Source organism: Erwinia sp. Leaf53, from assembly GCF_001422605.1.
Lineage (GTDB): Bacteria > Pseudomonadota > Gammaproteobacteria > Enterobacterales > Enterobacteriaceae > Erwinia.
The window spans coordinates 213,924-233,104 of the sequence record NZ_LMLK01000003.1 but is presented as its reverse complement, the minus strand read 5'-3'; the positions used below and the strand labels follow the sequence as shown (position 1 = coordinate 233,104).

23 protein-coding genes and 2 pseudogenes are annotated in these 19,181 nt (G+C 57.0%); 24 read left to right on the top strand and 1 reads right to left on the bottom strand.

Translation table 11 applies throughout. The features are described 5' to 3' along the window. Window positions 1-74: 74 nt before the first annotated feature. The 24 genes and pseudogenes from ASF13_RS04830 to ASF13_RS04715 form a co-directional block, all read left to right on the top strand. A pseudogene (locus ASF13_RS04830) lies at window positions 75-1,295 on the top strand (terminase large subunit domain-containing protein); the annotation flags it as partial. Next, window positions 1,295-2,713 carry a DUF4055 domain-containing protein gene (locus ASF13_RS04825; protein ID WP_056233143.1) on the top strand — a complete coding sequence of 473 codons (1,419 nt, stop codon included), beginning with the start codon at window positions 1,295-1,297 and terminating at the stop codon, window positions 2,711-2,713. The pseudogene ASF13_RS04830 and the gene ASF13_RS04825, both read left to right, overlap by 1 nt. Beyond that, window positions 2,685-3,758: pseudogene (locus tag ASF13_RS24880) on the top strand (phage minor head protein); the annotation flags it as partial. The gene ASF13_RS04825 and the pseudogene ASF13_RS24880, both read left to right, overlap by 29 nt. A gap of 659 nt (window positions 3,759-4,417) precedes the next feature. Then, entirely contained in the window at window positions 4,418-4,606 is a 189-nt protein-coding gene (locus ASF13_RS04815) for a hypothetical protein (protein ID WP_056233141.1), read from the top strand. 39 nt (window positions 4,607-4,645) lie between these two features. Continuing rightward, a complete protein-coding gene (locus ASF13_RS04810; protein WP_056233138.1) occupies window positions 4,646-4,834 on the top strand; it encodes a hypothetical protein in 189 nt (62 codons plus the stop codon). An 82-nt stretch (window positions 4,835-4,916) separates the two neighbouring features. After that, a complete protein-coding gene (locus ASF13_RS04805) occupies window positions 4,917-5,696 on the top strand; it encodes a hypothetical protein (RefSeq protein WP_056233136.1) in 780 nt (259 codons plus the stop codon). A 14-nt stretch (window positions 5,697-5,710) separates the two neighbouring features. After that, window positions 5,711-6,664, top strand: a complete 954-nt coding sequence (locus ASF13_RS04800) for a major capsid protein (RefSeq protein ID WP_056233135.1) — start codon at window positions 5,711-5,713, stop codon at window positions 6,662-6,664. A gap of 5 nt (window positions 6,665-6,669) precedes the next feature. Further along, on the top strand, window positions 6,670-6,945 hold the full coding sequence (locus ASF13_RS04795) for an Ig-like domain-containing protein (RefSeq protein ID WP_162237181.1): 276 nt from the start codon (window positions 6,670-6,672) through the stop codon (window positions 6,943-6,945). Window positions 6,946-6,982: 37 nt separating this feature from the next. Further along, a complete protein-coding gene (locus tag ASF13_RS04790; RefSeq protein WP_056233131.1) occupies window positions 6,983-7,465 on the top strand; it encodes a DnaT-like ssDNA-binding protein in 483 nt (160 codons plus the stop codon). A gap of 1 nt (window position 7,466) precedes the next feature. Beyond that, on the top strand, window positions 7,467-7,817 hold the full coding sequence (locus ASF13_RS04785; RefSeq protein WP_056233129.1) for a hypothetical protein: 351 nt from the start codon (window positions 7,467-7,469) through the stop codon (window positions 7,815-7,817). A 1-nt stretch (window position 7,818) separates the two neighbouring features. Continuing rightward, the gene (locus ASF13_RS04780) at window positions 7,819-8,403 is read left to right on the top strand and encodes a hypothetical protein (RefSeq protein ID WP_056233127.1); all 585 of its coding nucleotides are present in this window, start codon (window positions 7,819-7,821) and stop codon (window positions 8,401-8,403) included. Further along, entirely contained in the window at window positions 8,400-8,810 is a 411-nt protein-coding gene (locus ASF13_RS04775) for a phage tail terminator-like protein (RefSeq protein ID WP_056233125.1), read from the top strand. The genes ASF13_RS04780 and ASF13_RS04775 overlap by 4 nt, the downstream gene beginning before the upstream one ends. Before the next feature lie 54 nt (window positions 8,811-8,864). Beyond that, window positions 8,865-9,524: a phage tail protein gene (locus ASF13_RS04770; RefSeq protein ID WP_056233123.1), complete on the top strand. Its 660-nt coding sequence runs from the start codon at window positions 8,865-8,867 to the stop codon at window positions 9,522-9,524. 58 nt (window positions 9,525-9,582) lie between these two features. After that, window positions 9,583-9,894 carry a phage tail assembly chaperone gene (locus ASF13_RS04765; protein ID WP_056233120.1) on the top strand — a complete coding sequence of 104 codons (312 nt, stop codon included), beginning with the start codon at window positions 9,583-9,585 and terminating at the stop codon, window positions 9,892-9,894. Further along, complete coding sequence (locus ASF13_RS04760; protein ID WP_056233118.1) at window positions 9,891-10,205, top strand: DUF1799 domain-containing protein; 315 nt, start codon at window positions 9,891-9,893, stop codon at window positions 10,203-10,205. Before ASF13_RS04765 ends, ASF13_RS04760 begins: the two co-directional genes overlap by 4 nt. Then, on the top strand, window positions 10,205-13,681 hold the full coding sequence (locus tag ASF13_RS04755) for a phage tail tape measure protein (protein WP_056233116.1): 3,477 nt from the start codon (window positions 10,205-10,207) through the stop codon (window positions 13,679-13,681). The genes ASF13_RS04760 and ASF13_RS04755 overlap by 1 nt, the downstream gene beginning before the upstream one ends. Before the next feature lie 57 nt (window positions 13,682-13,738). Then, complete coding sequence (locus ASF13_RS04750) at window positions 13,739-14,281, top strand: DUF3916 domain-containing protein (protein ID WP_056233115.1); 543 nt, start codon at window positions 13,739-13,741, stop codon at window positions 14,279-14,281. A gap of 60 nt (window positions 14,282-14,341) precedes the next feature. Beyond that, complete coding sequence (locus tag ASF13_RS04745; RefSeq protein ID WP_056233112.1) at window positions 14,342-14,689, top strand: phage tail protein; 348 nt, start codon at window positions 14,342-14,344, stop codon at window positions 14,687-14,689. 7 nt (window positions 14,690-14,696) lie between these two features. Then, entirely contained in the window at window positions 14,697-15,452 is a 756-nt protein-coding gene (locus ASF13_RS04740) for a phage minor tail protein L (RefSeq protein ID WP_056233111.1), read from the top strand. A gap of 2 nt (window positions 15,453-15,454) precedes the next feature. Continuing rightward, window positions 15,455-16,159 (top strand): C40 family peptidase, encoded by a 705-nt coding sequence (locus ASF13_RS04735; protein ID WP_056233109.1) that lies wholly within the window; start codon window positions 15,455-15,457, stop codon window positions 16,157-16,159. Between the two features lie 359 nt (window positions 16,160-16,518). Next, the gene (locus ASF13_RS04730; protein WP_056233106.1) at window positions 16,519-17,034 is read left to right on the top strand and encodes a DUF4760 domain-containing protein; all 516 of its coding nucleotides are present in this window, start codon (window positions 16,519-16,521) and stop codon (window positions 17,032-17,034) included. Window positions 17,035-17,141: 107 nt separating this feature from the next. Next, window positions 17,142-17,555 carry a hypothetical protein gene (locus ASF13_RS04725; protein WP_056233104.1) on the top strand — a complete coding sequence of 138 codons (414 nt, stop codon included), beginning with the start codon at window positions 17,142-17,144 and terminating at the stop codon, window positions 17,553-17,555. Window positions 17,556-17,643: 88 nt separating this feature from the next. Further along, window positions 17,644-18,063 carry a hypothetical protein gene (locus tag ASF13_RS04720; RefSeq protein WP_056233102.1) on the top strand — a complete coding sequence of 140 codons (420 nt, stop codon included), beginning with the start codon at window positions 17,644-17,646 and terminating at the stop codon, window positions 18,061-18,063. Between the two features lie 51 nt (window positions 18,064-18,114). Continuing rightward, window positions 18,115-18,705, top strand: a complete 591-nt coding sequence (locus ASF13_RS04715) for a tail assembly protein (protein WP_056233100.1) — start codon at window positions 18,115-18,117, stop codon at window positions 18,703-18,705. 189 nt (window positions 18,706-18,894) lie between these two features. Here ASF13_RS04715 and ASF13_RS24205 read toward each other — a convergent pair whose 3' ends face one another. Further along, the gene (locus ASF13_RS24205) at window positions 18,895-19,098 is read right to left on the bottom strand and encodes a hypothetical protein (RefSeq protein WP_156365552.1); all 204 of its coding nucleotides are present in this window, start codon (window positions 19,096-19,098) and stop codon (window positions 18,895-18,897) included. Window positions 19,099-19,181: the final 83 nt, after the last annotated feature.

Sequence of the window (19,181 nt, the reverse complement as noted above, 5' to 3'; positions counted from 1 at the left end):
AAGAGCCTTACTATGACCTTCAGGTATTAGACAATAATTGCTATGTAACCATCGATGGTGCCATTCATCACAACAGCGGAAAAACCTGGGTCGGCTGCGGCGGTATCTGCAAAGGGTTCTGGGAGTTCCCCCGCATCAACCAGGGCTACTTCGCGCCAACTTATCCGCAGATCCGCGACATCTTCTACCCGACGGTCGAGGAAGTGGCCTTCGACTGGGGCCTGAATGTTAAGATCAACGAGAGCAACAAAGAGGTTCACTTTTACGAGGGGCGGGTGTACCGCGGCACCACCATCTGCCGCTCGATGGAGAAGCCGGCCACCATTGTCGGCTTCAAGATTGGTAACGCGCTGGTGGATGAGCTGGACGTGATGCCGGCTGCCAAAGCACAGCAGGCGTGGCGCAAAATCATCGCCCGTATGCGTTACAACGTGCCAGGTCTGCGCAACGGCATCGACGTGACCACCACGCCCGAGGGCTTCAAATTCGTTTATCAGCAGTTCGTCAAGGCGGTGCGCGATAAGCCGGAGCTGGCAACGCTTTACGGCCTGACGCAGGCCAGTACCTACGACAACGCGAAGAACCTGCCGCCGGATTATATCCCCTCGCTGCTGGGCTCCTACCCGCCAGAGCTGATCAAGGCGTATCTGCGCGGCCTGTTCACCAACCTGACCAGCGGCACCATTTATCACCAGTTCGACCGCAGGCTGAACAACTGCAGCGACGAGGAGCAGCCGGGCGAACCGCTGTTTATCGGCATGGACTTCAACGTCGGCAAGATGGCGGCCATTGTCCACGTGAAGCGCAACGGGCTGCCGCGCGCGGTGCGTGAGCTGGTGAAGGTCTACGACACGCCGGCGATGATTAAGAGAATTCAGGAGGAGTTCTGGCGCTATGACGGCGAGCGTTACGTTGCCAGCCGCCAGATCTACATCTATCCGGATGCCTCCGGCGACAGCCGCAAATCGAACAACGCCAGCGAAACCGACATCGCGCAGCTCAAACAGGCCGGGTTCAGCGTAATGGTTAACCCGTCCAACCCGCCGGTGAAGGATCGCATCAACTCGATGAACGCCATGTTCTGCAATGCGCTGGGCGAACGCCGCTATCTGGTGAACGTGCAGCGCTGCCCGGTTTACACCGAATCGCTGGAGCAGCAGGTGTGGGCCGACAACGGCGAGCCGGACAAAAAGGCCGGTAACGACCACACGAACGACGCCGGCGGCTATCTCATCGTGAAGGACTACCCGATCGTCAAGCCCGCTTACTCAATCTCAATGGATACCACCTACTGATGGCAAACCACGACATCACATTTGTGCGACCGGAGCACAAAGCGGCCTGCGCCAGCTGGAAAAAGGTGCGCGATTTCTGCCGGGGTGCGGATGCGGTCAGGGCTGCCGGGCACGTTTATCTGCCAAAGCTGGATCCGACCGACACTTCGGCGCGCAACAAGCGGCGCAACGAAGACTACCTGGCGCGCGCGGTGTTCTACGAAATTACCGGCAATACCAAGATTGGCATGCTGGGCATGGCGTTTCGTAAGGATCCGACGTTTACCGCGCCGGACAAGCTGAGCTACCTGCTGACCAACGCCGACGGTGCCGGCACCAGCATTTATCAGCAGTCGCAGCTGGTGGCCGAGAACGTGCTGGAGGTGGCGCGCGACGGTCTCTACGTCGATTTCGCGGAGGATGGCCAGCAGGCAATTATCCTGCGCTATCAGGCCGAGCAGATCACCAACTGGCGCACCGAGCGTATTAACGGCCGCGATCACCTGGTGCTGGTGGTGCTGCGCGAGTGCATCGAACAGCCGGACGGCTACGGCTTTAAAGAGCTGATCCAGTACCGTGAGCTGGCGCTGGAAGAGGGGCGCTTTAAGTGCCGGGTCTGGCGGCGCAGCGGCGACACGCAAAGCGGCACGTTCGAGATCAGCAGCGAGTATGAGCCAAAGCCCAAGGCGGAGGCGTTCTGGAATGAAATCCCGTTTACCTTCGTTGGCGCGCAGAACAACGATCCGTCCATCGACGAATCACCACTTGCGGCGCTGACCGAAATTAACCACGGCCACTACCGCAACAGCGCCGACTATGAGGACAGCGTCTGGTTCTGCGGGCAGGTTCAGCCGCACATTTCCGGCCTGGACGAGGGCTGGCGCGACTATCTGGAAAAGGCCGGCGTTAAGCTCGGTTCCCGATCGCCGCTGCTGCTGCCGAAGGATGGTAGCTTCGGTTACGCCCAGGCGCAGCCCAATATGCTGGCGAAAGAGGCAATGGACAGCAAGCGCGACTATATGGTGGCGCTGGGTGCCCGGCTGATTGAACAGAACGCCACGGCGAAGACCGCTACGCAGTCGAGCGGCGAACAGACGTCGTCCACCTCGGTGCTGGGGATCTGCGCCTCCAACGTGTCAGAAGCCTACAGCCGCGTGCTGGCCTGGTGCGCCCGCTACATCGGGCTGAAGGGTGAAACGACAACCTACACCATCAGCCAGGAGTTTATCGCGAAGGTGGCCGAGTCCGGCATGGTCACCGCCATCGTTAACGCCTGGCAGTCCGGGGCTATCCGTAGCGCGGATCTGGTCAGGGCGCTGCAGAAGCTGGACCTGATCGACCCCGCTGCCGATCCGGAATCGGTTATCGACGAGCTGAATAATTCCACTCCCACGCTGATCGGCGGTAGCAATGACCAAGGTAAACAACCGCCTGCGTGATGAGGCGATCGCGCACTCGCTATTTGTCAGCCGCTACGGCACCGGCGCGGCGAGGCGCATGGTGAAAGTGCTCAACGACAGCGACGCCGAGCTGTCGGCGCGGCTGCTGGTGGCGCTGGAAGACCTGCCGCGTGAGAGCTTCACCGTGGCCCGGCTGGAAAGCCTGCTGGACAGCGTGCGCCAGGTGAACAGCACGGCGGTGCAGGGCGCGTTCGGTACGCTCTCGGACGAGCTGCTGGCGTTCACCTCGCATGAGGTGGGTTACCAGCGCGATTTGTTTAGCGAGCTGCTGCCCGAGGCGGTGCTGCGGCATTATCCACTGGCGGCGGTAACGCCAGATATGGCGTATGCCGCGGCGATGTCCCGGCCATTTCAGGGGCGCTTGCTGAAGGAGTGGGCGGCTAACCTGGAGGCTGACCGGCTGACCCGAGTGATGAACGCGGTGCGCACCGGCTATATGGCCGGCGATACCACCGAGCAGATCGCCCGCAAGGTGCGCGGTACCGCCGGAGCCAACCGGCAGGACGGTGCGCTGCAGATGAGCCGGGCCAACGCCATGAGCATTGCCAAAACGGCGGTGAGCCACGTTGCGGCGGTGGCACGCGACACTTTTGCCCAGGCCAACAGCGATATCCTGGAGTGCAAGCAGTGGTTGTCCACGCTGGATAACCGCACCACGCCCACCTGCATCATCCGCGACCGCAAAAAGTACACGCTGGACGGTAAGCCGCTGGGGCATAAAATCCCCTACCTGCAGGGGCCGGGCCGTATTCACTTCTGCTGCCGCTCGGCGGAGACGCTGGTCACTAAATCCTGGCGCCAGCTGGGGATCGACAGCGACGAGATGTCGCCGGGCGCCCGCGCCAGCATGGACGGCCAGGTGCCGGAAGACACCACCTATCTGGAGTGGCTGGCCCGCCAGTCTCCGGAACGTCAGGATCAGGTGCTGGGCACCGAACGGGGCCGGATGTATCGCGCCGGTGAGCTGCAGCTGGGGGAGATGTTCACCGACAAGGGCGAGCGGCTGACGCTGGCCCAACTCAAAGCGCTGTCAGCGTCGAAACAGGCCGGGAAATCTCCCGGCTTTTCTTTGGCCGGCGCGCAGTCGGTGGCGGAGATTGAGCAGGGTATGCGCGGTATTATCGCCGATGAAATCCGCTTCCCGGAAGGCACCACGCTGGAGTCAGCGCGGATCGCCGCTGGCGCAATGCAGGACGTGATTGACCGCTTCGGGCTGCCGCCGGTGAGCTATTTTGGTGAGGTGCCGGGAACCAGGGTGACCGCAGCTGGCGCATATTACTCTGACACACAAACAGTGCACATTACCGGGTGGGCGCTTAACGCTGAGCAATGGAAAGTAATCGACGCTAATCAGAAGGACCACGACTTTGTCGCCGACATTCACCTGAGTCAACTGATGACTATTTCAGACCTAGCGGCAGCGGCGGCAGAAACCCATCATTTTGGGTATGTTGCTGTGCCGAGTGTAGCTGGTACTGTTACACATGAAATGGGCCATCATCTGTACTATCAGCGCATCAATGAAATTCAGGGAGTTGCAAATCAAGCTTATGAGGATGGATGGTGGCGTCCTGTCAGCCTCTACGCCGCAGGTTCAGTAGCAGAACTGTTTGCAGAAGCATTCTCTCTGTTTATGCTTGGGGGGGAAGGCGACCATAAACGAATCGAACCGGAGATCCTCAAATGGCTGATAAAGAATTCCTGATTTACAAAAGAGCGAGCGATCTTTTCCACTCCAGACCACGAGACGCTGAACTTCTTAAGCAGCTGGAAATGCTTAGCGATGAGGCTGAAGGAGATATACTGGAAGCACGAATGATCGGGAATCTCATCAGCGGTACTATTCTGGAAATGCACGAAGTGAAAAAATAGAACATCTGGCATATATCATCCTAGCGTTACACAAAACAAATGGCTGAAGAAGAACTCAAATACCTGAAAATGGCGCATAACCTTTACCACTCAAAACCTCGCCCAGATGACCTTGTGGATCAACTCGATGAACTGGCAAGAATAGCCGGTGGGACAACTGTGGAAGCGAGGATGATAGGTTCTCTGGTGAGTGCCGCAACAATGGATGAGGCCAACGGTCACGTCTGACAACGATTTTTACCACTACGAGGCTGCCCCACGGGCGGCCTTTTTTTATGGGCAAAGCCCGGCAAATCCCGAGGGGAAACCAATGCTGATTCGTAACATGTTTATCAAATATTACACCGCCGCAGGCCAGGAAGAGGGCGGCGGTGGCGGTGGCGGCCAGCCGGAAATCACGCCGGAAATGCAGAAGCTGATTGATGAGCGCGTGGCCTCTGAGGTCACCGGGCTGAAAAACAAAAACTCTGAGCTGCTGGGCACCATCAAGCAGCAGAAAGACAACCTCTCGCGCTTTGAAGGCATCGACCCCGACGCCGTGCGCGGCATCATCCAGCGTTTCTCCGACGACGAAGAGGCAAAGCTGATTGCCGCCGGGAAAGTGGATGAGGTGCTCGATAAGCGCACCGAACGCATGCGGGCCGATGTCGATAAGCAGATCAAAGCGGCAAACGAACGCGCGGATAAAGCCGAAGCGTTCTCCAGTAAATTCCGGGATCGGGTACTCGGTGATGCCATCCGTGGCGCAGCGGCAAAAGCCGGCGCGCTGGCGGAAGCCTCCGATGACCTGATCCTGCGCGCCAAAGGCGCATTCCAGCTCAACGACGAAGGCGAGGCCGTAGCGGTTGATGCAAATGGTGATGTCCTGTTCGGCAAAGACGGCAAAACGCCGCTGACCCCGCTGGAGTGGGCCGAGTCGCTCAAGGAGACGGCTCCCCATCTGTTCCCGCGCGCTGAAGGTACCGGCGCAGGCGGGCACAAGCCGGGCGGCGGTGGCGGCAGCGTTAAACGCTCGGAAATGACATCCACTGACAAAGCAGCCTATATCCGTAAGCACGGCCAGCAGGCTTTTCTCCAGCTTCCTAAATAAAGGATTTAACGACGATGACAGCCACTGTAAACAGTGATCTGAAGATTTACGACGACCTGGCGCAGACCGCGTTCCTTGAGCGCCGTCAGGACAACCTGGAGGTGTTTAACGCCTCTTCCAACGGCGCGATCCTACTGGATAACGAGCTGATCGAAGGCGATTTCCGCAAGCGCGCGTTCTATAAAGTTGGCGGCAGCATCGAGTCGCGTAACGTCAACTCCACGGACACTATCACCGGCAAAAAAATCGGTGCCGGCGAGGCGGTATCGGTTAAGGCTCCGTGGAAATACGGCCCTTACGAAACCACCGAAGAAGCGTTTAAGCGCCGCGGCCGCAGCGTGGATGAGTTCTCCGAGGTAATCGGCGTGGACGTGGCCGACGCCACCCTGGAAGGCTACGTGAAATACGGCCTGAAAGGGCTGGTGGCGGCGATCGGCGCGAATGCTGAGATGGTGGTGACCGCCAATATCGCCACCGACGGTAAGAAAACGCTGACCCGTGGCTTGCGCAAGTACGGCGACAAGTTCAACCGCGTGGTGCTGTTCGTTATGCACTCCGCCACCTACTTCGACATCATCGACGAGGCGATCGCCAACAAGATTTACGAAGAGGCGGGCGTGGTGGTGTACGGCGGCCAGCCGGGCACCCTGGGCAAGCCGGTGCTGGTGACCGACACGATGGACGTTAACGCGATCCTCGGGCTGGTGACCGGCGCAGTGACCATCACCGAGTCGCAGGCTCCTGGCTTCCGCTCTTACGACATCAACACCCAGGAGAACCTCGCCGTAGGTTACCGCGCCGAGGGAACCGTCAACGTTGAGCTGATGGGCTACAGCTGGGACACCTCCAAAGGTGAAAACCCGGACCTGACCAAAATCGGCACCGGTGCCAACTGGAAAAAACACGTCACCAGCAACAAATCCACGGCTGGCGTGCTGATCAAGCTGGATGCCGCCGCGGGGGAGTAATGCTGTTGGCGGATAAAACCTCCGCAACTGCTGACAGCACCGACGCGGTAACCCTCGCGCTGAAGTACACCAAAGATGGCGCAGGCGTCGGCGGCGCAAACGTCCAGTGGACGACGACCGGTGGCACCCTCAGTACCGACGCATCCCGCACCGGCTCCACCGGTGGCGCGACCGTCAAACTCACCTCTGCCACTGCTGGCACCTTCACCGTCACCGCTTCGGTGGAGGGTGTAAGCCAGACTTCGCAGGCGATCACCTTCACCGCGCCTGCAGGCGGCTAACCGTATGGGGCGCAAGCCCCATTACCCAGGGGGAAGCATGATTGATACCGACCCCGGGTCGCCCGATTTCAACAGCTACGCCAGCGTGGCGGTGCTGGAGTCATTCGCGGCCCGGCGCGGCAGGCAGATCACCGGTGATACCGAAGTGATGCTGATCCGCGCGATGGATTATTTAGAGGGGCTGGAGTGGGATGGACGGCGCACCGATCCTGAGCAGCCGCTGGCCTGGCCGCGCAGCGATGCCTGGTTTGATGATTACCCGATCCCGGCTGGCAAAATCCCCCGGCAGGTGATCAGCGCGCAGTGCATGCTGGCGCTGGAGGCGATGAACGGGGAGCTGCTGGGCAGCGTACGCGAAGCCGCGGTCAAGTCGGAGCGCGTGGAAGGCGCAGTGACCACCACCTACGCGGTGGCCGACGGCGAGACGTTCACCCCGCAGTATCCGGCCGTGTTCGCGGTGCTGGGCAGCCTGGCCGCCGGGCGGGGTTATGCCATCAACGCTTTTGCAGAGCGGGGCTGATATGGCTATCAACTACACCCGCATGCGTGCCACTGCTAAACGGCTGCTGAGTGAAAACGGCATGCAGTACGCCGTGACCCGCAAAGGCAGCATCAAGGTGGTGGCCGGGAAAGAGATACGCGAGCCGGACCTGAGTTTTACCGCCACCGGCGTGCGCACCGAGTACGACCCGCGCGAAATCGACGGCAGCAACATTCAGGCCGGCGATGTGGCAATCCACTTTACCTGGGATGAAGAGCTGCGGATCGGTGATCTGGTTGAGGTGGACGGCAAGCCGCACCGTATCTTCCATCCGCACCCGGTCAAACCCGGCCCGGTGGTGATCTGCTATCGGGCGCAGCTGAGGGCGTGATATGTCAGAAAATCAGTCATTTATGTCCTCCATTAACGCCTTTGTCAGCCAAGCGAAAGCGCGACAGGAAGAGGTGGTGCGCGCGGTGTCCGTCAAAATTCTGGCAAGATTAGTCAAAATGTCACCTGTCGGTCAGCCTGAGACTTGGGCGATCAATGCCCGCGCAGCTGCTTTCAATGATTCTATTGCCGAGCACAACAGGTTATTGCGTGAAAACCCTGACAACCTGACCAAAGCCGGGCGACTTCGTAAGGGTTTGAAAGCACACGGCAGCATGGATATCAAAAAGCCACCCCGTTACACCGGCGGCCGCTTTCGTGGCAACTGGCAGGTGTCGTTCAACCAGCCGGCGGAAGGTGAAACCGGACGCGTTGATAAGCAGGGGCACCAGACCATCGCCGCCGGTAATCTGGTGATCGAGCAGTTTAAGGTGGGGATGACGGCGGTCTATTTCGCCAACAACGTGCCCTACGCCTACCCGCTGGAGTTCGGCCACTCGAAGCAGGCACCCGGCGGCATGGTGCGGATCACCGCGGCTGAGTTCCAGCGCTTCTTTGACGAAGCGGTGCGGGAGGTGCAGTCGTGAGCCGCCCCGACATTACCGGCCTGCTGGAGTCCCGGCTGGGCGAATGGGCGGACCTGCAGGGGCTGGCGGTGGCTTACGACAATACCTCGTTCGAGCCGCCCGGCGGCATCTACCTGACCTCCCACGATATGCCGGCCACGCCCTACGCCATCGACCTCAGCCAGCGCAGCAAGGTGTTTATCGGCGTTTACCAGGTGAACGTGGTGATCCCGGCGGCGCAGGGCCGGGGAGAGGGCCGGGCCATCGCCGGGCTGCTGGAGGCGCTGTTTGTCAACGGCACCGAACTGCAGGGCGAGGGCTTCAGCTGCTACATCAGCGGCGAGCCCGCCCAGTACGCCGGAATCGCCACCGATACCACCTGGACCATCCCCGTCAGCATCAACTACCGCGCTGATGTGGCGCAGTAATCCACCCGCCGGCAGCCGCCGGTTTTTTTATGTCCAGATAACGGAGAAACCATTATGGGCTTCGCATTACCCAACGGCGCCACGGTGTTTGTCGGCCAGTCCGCAGCAGCGATTGCGGTTACCGGCGTCAGCAACGCCAACGGCGCAGTATTTACCGTGGCGACCGGCCACAACCTTGCGGTCGGCGACGAGGTGCTGATCAGCTCCGGCTGGAGCCTGATCGACAGCCTGGTGGCGCGCGTATCGGCGCAGACCGCGACCAGCGTCACCATCGGCGTGATCGACAGCACCAACGTCAGCTATTTTCCGGCCGGTTCCGGCGTCGGTTCGCTGAAAAAAATCAGCAGCTGGACCGAAATCCCGCAGATCACCGAGGTCGCCAACTCTGGCGGCGATCAGCAGTACGCGCAGGTCCAGTTCCTGTCTGATGACCGCCAGCGCAACGTTGCCACCTACAAAGCGGCCAAGTCGCAGACCTTTACGATGGCTCACGACTCCACGCTGCCGATCTACGCCCGTCTGACCGCCGCCGACCGCTCCGGCGAGACGCTGGCGCTGCGGATGTACGTGCCGAAGGCGAAGGAGACCCGCTACTGGTCAGCGCAGGCGTCGTTTAACGCCACGCCCACCACCGCGGTGAACAGCGTGGAAACGGTGCAGCCGGCATTCGCTATCCAGTCGCGCGATATGACCTTCTACAAAGACGCGGCGTAAGCCGGTCATCCTGTAACCCTGGCCCGGCAGCGGGCCTGTCTTTTTTGCAGAGGAATACATGGCAAAGACGTTTCAGCTTCAACCCAAACCGACCTTTAAAGTTGACGTGGCGATCCCGCGCGCCGGTGATGACGACGGGGTGATCACCTTCACCTTCCGCCACAAACCGCTGAAAGAACTGGCGTCCATCGAGTCGATGGAAGGCAAGAACGCCGTCGAGTTCCTGCTGGATATCACCGAAGCCTGGGCGCTGCCGGATGCGTTCAGTCAGGAGAATCTGGAGACGCTGCTGGACAACTACCCGCGCGCGCTGGAGGCGATCACCCGTCACTACTACAACGAGCTGATGGGGAACCGTCAAAAAAACTGATCGCGGTTGCCTCGGCGTTCTATACGCCTGAACCCTCAACCGAAGACCTCGCTGCATTTGGTCTGAGCGCCGACGACTACACCGACGAAGAGCATACCGTTTCCGTCTGGCCGGACGTCTGGCCGGCGTTTGGTGTGTTCCGCGCGATGAGCACGCAGTGGCGCACCGGCATGAACGGCGTCACCGGGCTGGATTACAACGTCCTGCCCTGGCTGATGAAGGTGGGCGGCGTGGAGGATGAGGCAACCGCTCTTGACGATATCCGGGTCATGGAGCGCGCGGCGCTGGATGTGATCCACAAGGGGGCGTGATGTCCGATATTGCAACAATCTCGCTGCGCGTTAACACCTCCGAACTGGAGCGCGGCAGTAAAGCCCTGGACGATTTCGAAGGGGCTGCGGCAGGCGCGGCAAAAGGCGCTGATAATTTTGGCACCAGCAGTAAGGGAGCGGCCAAAGTCACCGCTGAGGCGGCGCGGGAAATTGAAGAAATTCACCAGCGCGTTCGTGAGTTCAGCGAGGCGCAGCGCCAGAATCAGGAGGCCTCCAAATCAGCCACCCAGGCGACCGCCCAGCAGAAGGAGGAGCTGCAGAACCTGCTTAACCGGATCAGCCCTGTAAGCAAAGCGCTGAACGAACTGCAAGATATTCAGGATAGCCTGAGCAATTTCCACAAAAGTGGCCTGGTGGCTGATGAGGAATTTGCTCTTTATAACAGCGTTCTGGAAACGACGCGGGATAAGCTCGGTAAGGTGGTTGATGCTGAGACGGCAGAGGGCCGCGCAAGGATGGAGCAGGCGCAGGCCGCCGAGCGTGCTGCTGCTTCGCAGAAGGCTTTTCTGCAGAGCCTGACCGACCAGGCCGCATCCTTCCGTGCGTCGAAAGCAGATCTGGCCGAATACCGCGCCGCGCAGATGGGGATCAGCGAGCAGGCCGCACCGATGATCGCCCAGCTGCGCGAGCAGGAACGCGCGGTGGCAAGAGAGGCGGACCAGAAGCGCGCGGCCGCCATTGCCGCCCGCGGGCTCAAGCAGGCGCTGGCCGAGCAGGAGACAGCAGAGCGCGCGCTGGCCGCTGAGGCTAAGCGTACCGCTGCTGCACAGCAGAGTTTTATCAACTCCCTGCAGGAGCAGGCCACAGCCATCGGCAAAACACGTTCTGAATTGCTGGAGCTGAAGGCCGCACAGCTCGGCGTGTCGTCGCAGGCGGCACCCATGATCGCCAGGCTGCGCGAGCAGGAGGAGGCCTGGAAGCATGGCGCGATTTCGGCTGGCCAGTACCGACAGGCGATCAGGCAACTGCCCGCCCAGCTGACGGATATCGCCACCTCGCTGGCCGGTGGTATGCCGGTCTGGATGGTGCTAATGCAGCAGGGCGGGCAGATATCTGACTCCTTTGGTGGGCTGGGTGGGCTTTTCACCTACATCAAGCAGGAACTGCTGGGGATGAGCGATGCCTCTGACGAGTCATCTGAATCCCTGTCTGAAAATGCTAATGGCCTGGCTGAAAATGCTGAGAATGCGAAAAAATTTACAGGGCTGCTCAGCCCGGCCACGATCGCCGTCGGCGTGCTGGCTGCGGCTGTCGGCACGCTGACCTATGCCTGGTACAAAGGCAGCCAGGAACAGTCGGAATTCAGTAAATCGCTGATCCTCAGCGGCAACCTGGCGGGCGTGACCTCCGGGCAGCTGGCTGATATGGCGAAGTCTGTCGCGGGAATTACTGGCAACACAACGGCTGCGGCTGCTGAGGCGCTGAATCGGGTAGTCGCTGGCGGCAAGATTGCCAAAGACTCGCTGCAGACTGTCACTGAGGCCGTGGTCGCAATGAACGACGCGACTGGCGAATCGGTCGATAGCCTGGTGGCCGACTTTGAGAAGATTGCGAAAAATCCGGTCGCGGCGATTTCTGATCTTAATGAAAAATATCATTACCTGACGCTGGCAACCTATAACCAGGTTAAAGCGCTTCAGGATGAGGGCAATCAGCAGGAAGCGGCGCGGGTCGCCACCGATAATTATTCGGCGACCATGAAACAACGAGCTGACCAGATTCAGGAGAGCCTCGGCACATTACAGACTACATGGAAATGGTTGGGTGATGCTGCTAAGAGTGCCTGGGATTCGATGCTTGATATTGGGCGAGAGGAAAGCCTTGCCCAGAAGCTGGCTAACGCACAGCAGTTGCTTAAAAACTCTCCTGCGGGATACACGCGTGATGTTTGGGGGAACGTAACCGGGCTGGCCAGCGAAGCTCAGGCTGATGTTAACCTCTTCTCCACCGTTCTAAACCTTGAGCAGGATGTCAATAAGGCCAGGGCTGCAGGATTAAAAATCCAGGATGAGGGTGTTAAGGCTCAGGAACGGATCAATACCCTGGTTGAACGAACTTTATCCAAAGAGCAGAAGAGACAAAGGGAGCAAACGAATTTTACAAGGGAGCTTGAAAAAGCGAGAAAGGCGGGAGGGCTAATATCAAAAGAAGAAGAGGCTCGTATACGTAAAAATATCGACGATACGTACAAAGACCCCAAAACGCCGAAAGCCCCGTCCTATAAGCCACCGGCGGGAGATAAAGCCGAAGATACCGCTCAGGCAGAACTGCTTGCACTTCAGGCGCAACTGAAGACGCTACAGGATCACCGCTCAGTCAACGACGTAATCAGTAAACAGCGTAAAGACCTGCAGCTGACAGAGGCAAAATTTGCTGTTCTGGAAGAGGCTGCAGGTAAGCGGAAACTGTCAAAACAGGAACAATCGCTGCTCGCCAGCAAAGACCAGGTTCTTTTCCTCGAACGGCAGAAAGCGTTGCTGGGTGACCAGATCACCGCCCAGGAACAGCTGAATAAGCGCATGGACGCTTCGCAGAAATATGCCACCCAGATGGCTGAAAAAACCAAAGCGATGAATGCTGGCTCAACGTTGAGCAATCGTGAAGCTCAGCGGCAACTCGAGCGGGCGCAGCTGACCTCAGGCTGGAAAAACTCTGGAGGAGATCTGGAGGATGCGGGTTACAAAGCGGAGCTTAAAGCCGCTGAGGATTATTATTCAGCGCAGGATGCGCTCCGCGAGGACTGGCTGTCAGGGGCTAAGAAAGGGTGGGCTGACTTTGCCGACAGCGCCACGGACGCTTTCAGCTCGGCTCAGCAGGTGGCGCAGGCAGGGTTTAACGGCCTGGCCGGAATGATGACCAGCCTGGTGACTACCGGCAAAGCCAACATCAAAGAATTCGGCGTGTCGATGCTGAAAATGATTGTTGAGGTGATCAACAAAATGCTGATCGCCTACGCGCTGCAGACGGCGCTGGGGTGGATTAGCGCAGGTGCTTCGGCGTCCACGGCTTCCGCGTCTGCCGGCTCAACCGGGGCTATGGGGATGTCGACTGATTTCCATGCCTACACGCCGCAGTTCGATGGCGGCGGCTTCACAGGAGAGGGTGGAAAACATGAACCGGCTGGCGTGGTTCACAAAGGCGAATTCGTCTTCACCAAAGAAGCGACCCAGCGGATCGGCGTATCAAACCTGTATGGCATGATGCGCGGCTACGCTGACGGCGGCCTTGTCGAAGGGGCAGGAAAGCTGTACGGCATGCAAAGCGGCGCCGCTGGTGGCGTTAACGTGCAGACTTCGGTGACGGTGAACACATCCGATAATCAGCAGGTGTCTGCCAGCCAGAACGCTGCCGTTTCTAAAGCGTATCAGCAAACTCTCGATCGCTCAGTAAGAGAAGGCATTCAGCGAGAAACCCGGCCGGGTGGCATCATCTGGATTGCTTCTAATCCGAGGTAGCTTTCAGCCAGACACGCTGTAAAATCCTAGGTTTCTGCGCGACAAAAAGGAGTTTACGTGGCCAGACGACTAAACCGTGATTACCGTAGTAAAATCAGAAATGTACCTCGCCGCTTGAGAGCGCTTGAGTGGTGGTCCGGGACGTTTAATGATGCAGCCAGGGCTGAAGTGCCTCCCGGCGAACGCTACTGGAATTACAAAATACCTGTTGAGATCAATCTGGTTGAAGGAAAACACAGCTCCACAGCCATCAAAGCTGACTGTGCACAGCAGCTGATCAATGCCTGCTCGAATCTGATTTCGGCAAAAGGTGATTCAGGTGAATCCGTCAGAATCACCACCGTGATCTGCCTTCCGGATATGTTTACCAGTGAAGTCTGTATTTACCGGTCTGAAGAGTATTTTCAGGGCTTCGTGAGAGAGCATGAGTCTGAATACGGCAGCTCATCAATAATCACTGACCGAAGCCTTGCGCGGGAATGGGGATTGCTCCTGCCCGATAACGTCAAGGAGTTAGGCATGCTCCTGGATTATCGGGGTTACGAAGATCCCGATGACTGGTTTACGGGAGAGCGCTGGTATTACGGCAACGTTCGCTAAACATGTCTGAATGAGACATCCAGCCCGCTTCGGCGGGTTTTTTTGCGCCTGGAGAAAAGCATGGCACTCGACAGATTCACCTGGCGCACCCAGATCCAGAATCAGCCGCAGGGCACCTTCACGCACCGCGTGCGCGAGGCGCAGTTCGGTGACGGGTACAAACAGGTATCAGGGGACGGCATCAACCCCGAATCCCAAAGCTGGCCGGTTACCTTCACCGGTACCGAGCAGGATATGCAACCGATCCTCACCTTCATGCGCAGCCACACCGTGAAATCCTTCATCTGGACGCCGCCTTACGGCATTGCTGGCCTTTACCGTGTGGCAAAAGAGTCCATCAGCGCGATGCCGCTTGGCGGCCGGGCCATGACCGTTATGGCAACATTCGAACAGTCTTACGCACCATAGGAGCCCTATGACTATCAACAGCGACGTGCAGAAGCTGGAACCGGGTAACTGGGTCCGGCTGCTGGAGGTGGACGGCAGCGCGTTCGGCGCTGACTTCCTGCGCTTCCACGCACACAACATTCCCCATACGCCGGCAGAAATTGCGGCGGCCGGCGGCGATGAAACCAAACTACCGGCGAAATCCATCTGGTGGCAGGGACAGGAATACAAAGCCTGGCCCTGCGAGCTGTCCGGCATTGAGGCGGCAACCAGCGGCACCAGTGCCTCGCCAAAGCTGATGGTGGCGAACATCAACAGCGCGATCACCGCGCTGTGCCTCGCCTATGATGACATGCTGCAGGCCAAAGTGACGGTACACGACACGTTGGCGCAGTATCTCGATGCGCGGAATTTTATTGCCGGGAATGCAGCGGCGGATCCGACGCAGGAAAAAGTGCAGGTGTTCTACATCGATAGCAAAAGCCAGGAGACCAACGCGGCGATTGAGTTCACGCTCTCCAGTCCGATGGATCTGCAGGGGCTGATGATCCCCACCCGCCAGCTGCACTCCCTCTGCAGCTGGTGCATCCGTGGCAAATACCGCAGCGGTGACGGCTGCGATTATGCCGGTACCCGGTACTTTGATAAGCACGGCAACGCGGTCGATGATCCGTCAAAAGACGAGTGCAACGGCACGCTGAACACCGGCTGCAAACCGCGATTCGGCGAAAACGAACCGCTGCCGTTCGGCGGCTTCCCCGGCACCTCCCTGATTAAGAGCTGAGTATGCGTGAGAAAACTCTGCAGGCGGTATTTGAGCACGCCCGCCAGCGCTACCCGGCTGAATGCTGCGGTGTGATCGCTCAGAAAAGCCGGGTGGAGCGTTATTTCCCCTGCCGTAACCTGGCCGATAACCCGCATGAGCATTTCCACCTCTGTCCGGCGGACTACGCCGCAGCGGAGGACTGGGGAACGGTCACCGCCATCGTGCACAGCCACCCGGATGCCACCACCCAGCCCAGCGAACTGGATAGAGCTCAGTGCGACGCTACGGCGCTGCCCTGGCATATCGTGAGCTGGCCCGAGGGCGATCTGCGCACCATTCAGCCCCGCGGCGAGCTGCCGCTACTGGGCCGCAAGTTTGTGCTGGGGCATACTGACTGCTGGGGGCTGGTGATGAGCTACTACCGGCAGGAGCTGGGGATCGAGCTGCCCGACTACCGGGTGGATTATCCGTGGTGGGTAAGCGGCGAAGAGAACCGTTATCTGGATAACTGGTATGAGTGCGGTTTTCGGGAGTTCAGCGGCGACCCGCAGCCCGGCGATGTGGTGATCATGCAGGTGCAGGCCCCGGTGGCAAACCACGCAGGCGTACTGTTGGCCGACAACATGCTGCTGCACCATATGTACGGCATGCTAAGCCAGCGGGCGCCGTATGGGGGGTACTGGAGAGATAGAACAATAATAATGCTGCGGTATAAGATTGCCTGATGCTGACTACCAAGTACTTGGACCAGAAGTGCTAAGCACGTAAGGAGTAAGATGCGGAAGTTGATGATTATCTCGCGAAGAAAGCGAAGCGTATTTAGATTTCCTCCTCAATTCATTTAGTTATGTTGGTTCGTCTTGGTTCGTCTTGGTTCGTCTTGGTTCGTCTTGGTTCGTCTTGGTTCGTTTTAGTTCTTGCTCAAATTTGAGCAACGTCATACACTGGATTCAGTTAAGTAGCACACAAGTGGTACGTTGACCTGAGGAGTACATATGCAAAAATTCGACGAGTTTGAAGGCTTCTAAGCCTTAACGGTAGAATCTCACGGGGCCATGCGGCCCCGTTTTCAATGGAAGAGTATATGCAACTGAGTGAAACTTGGCAGTACAGCATTGCTGTGGCACAAATCATTTCTTCTGGAGCGGTGTTAGCCGGCCTTGTGGTAGCAGGCATTACAATAGTTTATAACATCAAGACTTCTAAGAAGAGTCAAACTTCAGTTTTCTTCGCAGAAAGTAGACACGACATTAAGTATCTGGAAGGTCAGCATACTTTAAGTCATATACACAATTCTGGAAAATCATTTAGATCCTATATTTTTCCGCAAGGTCCAGATCTAACAGATGAAGAGAAAGCTGATCGTATTAAAATTCAATATTGTTTGAACTTTTATGAAAGACTGGCTGTAAGTGTAAAAAACGGCAGTTATCATGAGCAGATGATAAAAGAAGTTTTCTACAGTTCGATTGTGAAGAATTTTGAATACTCAGAGCCTTTCATTAAGGCACTTAGAGAAAAGCAAGGACGTAACAGCTACTACCAAGAATTCGAATGGCTTGCTAAAAAATGGAAGAAGAGTCCTCTTAGAGGATTGTAAAATAACCCGCCACTCGGCGGGTTATTGCTTTATTAAGATATCATGAAACATTACGTTTCATCTTTCCCTTGCTATCATGCGTCTACCAACAACTGAGAGAACGACTGATGAAAAACTTCCTTGTTCTGGCTGTTGTGCTGACGCTTGTTGGCTGTACAACTCATCCTATAGCAACAAATCAAGCCACTGACGTGCCAACTGAGCGCGTGTCCGTTAAGTCGTTTATTCTTGCTGGTAGCGGTAAGGGGTCAGTCATCATCAAGCGTGACTCAGGCCACGTCGGCAATGCCTGCTACACGAAGCTATTCTTGGACGGCAAGGAAATCGCGCAGATCGACGTTGCAGAAAAAATCACTCTCCATCCGATGATAGGCGAGCACATCATTGGCGCAGAGCCAAAGGGGTTGTGCGGTGGCAGCATGAGTGAGCTAACCATCAACGTTACCTCTGAAAAGGTACTTACATACCGGGTCGGGTACGATTCAGGCGTAATTTTTGGGCTCAGGCCCACAGCATTCTGATAACTGAATCCGCTTAACCACGGTTTTTTCGTTGCCTTGAGTTTGGTCACTGCTATCATTTCGTGACTTACCTCAGAGGGAACGAAGGATGAAAAACATTGTATTCGTGGCTACGCTACTGGCGTTAGCTGGGTGCTCGTCAAGCGCGGTACCTGTAGATAAGGCGAAAACAGCCACTGCAGACAGGGCATTCAAATTTCAGGCGCCAAAGAAAGGCGATGCGCAACTAACGGTAGTGCGTGACAGTGGTATAGTAGGCAGCGGTTGCTATGCAGCAATCTTCATCAACGGGCAAAAGTCTGCGCTGCTTAACGCTTCAGAAAAAGTCACCTTCAGCCTCCCAGGCGGGGAATATGAAGTAGGTGCAGCTTTTGATGGCGCAGCGTTGTGCTCAGTGGGAAAAGAAAGGCAGGAACGGACCGTAACGCTATCCACTGACCAGAAAAAAATAGTGCGCGTATATTCAGATAGCGATGCGAACCTGGATATAAAACCCTCAACGCTTTAAATCTTCAAAAACTTATCAACCACCTTCGGGTGGTTTTTTTATAGGTGAAGCATGAACGTAAAAATCAGGACAGTACGCCTCTATGGCGCACTGGGAGCAATGTTCGGTAGAATTCATAATCTTGCAGTCGAAACACCAAGAGAAGCACTTAAAGCCCTGTCAGTTACCCATCCCGGATTTGAGTCTTTTATGAATACCAGCAGGCAGCGCGGGCTGACGTATGCGGTATTTAGTGGGGCGCGCAACATCGGCTCAGAAGAACTGCAATGTGATAATGGAAGCGAAGACATCAGGATCGCCCCCGTAATTATCGGAAGCAAACAGGCTGGTCTGTTTCAGACTATTTTTGGGGCAGTACTAATTGCTGCTGCATTTGTCCTTTCATTCACACCACTCGCTGTAGCTTCGCCCTATATGTACATGATGGGAGCATCTATGGCTCTCGGTGGCGTTATCCAGATGCTATCCCCCCAGCCTAAAGGGCTGGCAAGTAAGCAGGACGCCGACAACAAAGCCTCCTACGCCTTCGGCGGGGTCACCAACACCGCTGCTCAGGGCTATCCGGTAGCACTGTGTTACGGCAAACCACGCATCGGCGGGGCTATTATCTCAGCCGGTATTTATGTTGAAGATCAGCAGTGAGGTGAATTTTAATGAACGAAGAAAATAAAATAATTACCCTTGAGAGAGTGATAGCTACTTTGCAAGCCTCTCTGGTTGTTGCCAATCAGCAAGTATCCCGAGCCATTGGTATCGCTGAATCACAGGAATGCAGGATAAATGAGTTATCCTGCAGAGTTTTTGTTCTCGAAAATAGATTAACCCAGTTGATTAGCAGTTAGAAAAGTTCTCGCGTGCTTTATCAATTGCTGCTTTTTCTATCTGAGCAATGGTCAGATTAGAAATGTGACCATGAGGATACTCAACCCAGACGCTGTGAGAAGAATCATCTTCACCTTTCAGGGTTACAAGTACTCGATGTAATTCACCATCCGCATGCGACAGACCACCAATAACATCGACTTTAAATTTCATTAACTTCCCTTTTCCAGAGGTAATCAGCCATCCCTCCTTGCTGTGTGCGTCCGTGCCCAAAACACGAACGGGCTGAACCCTTA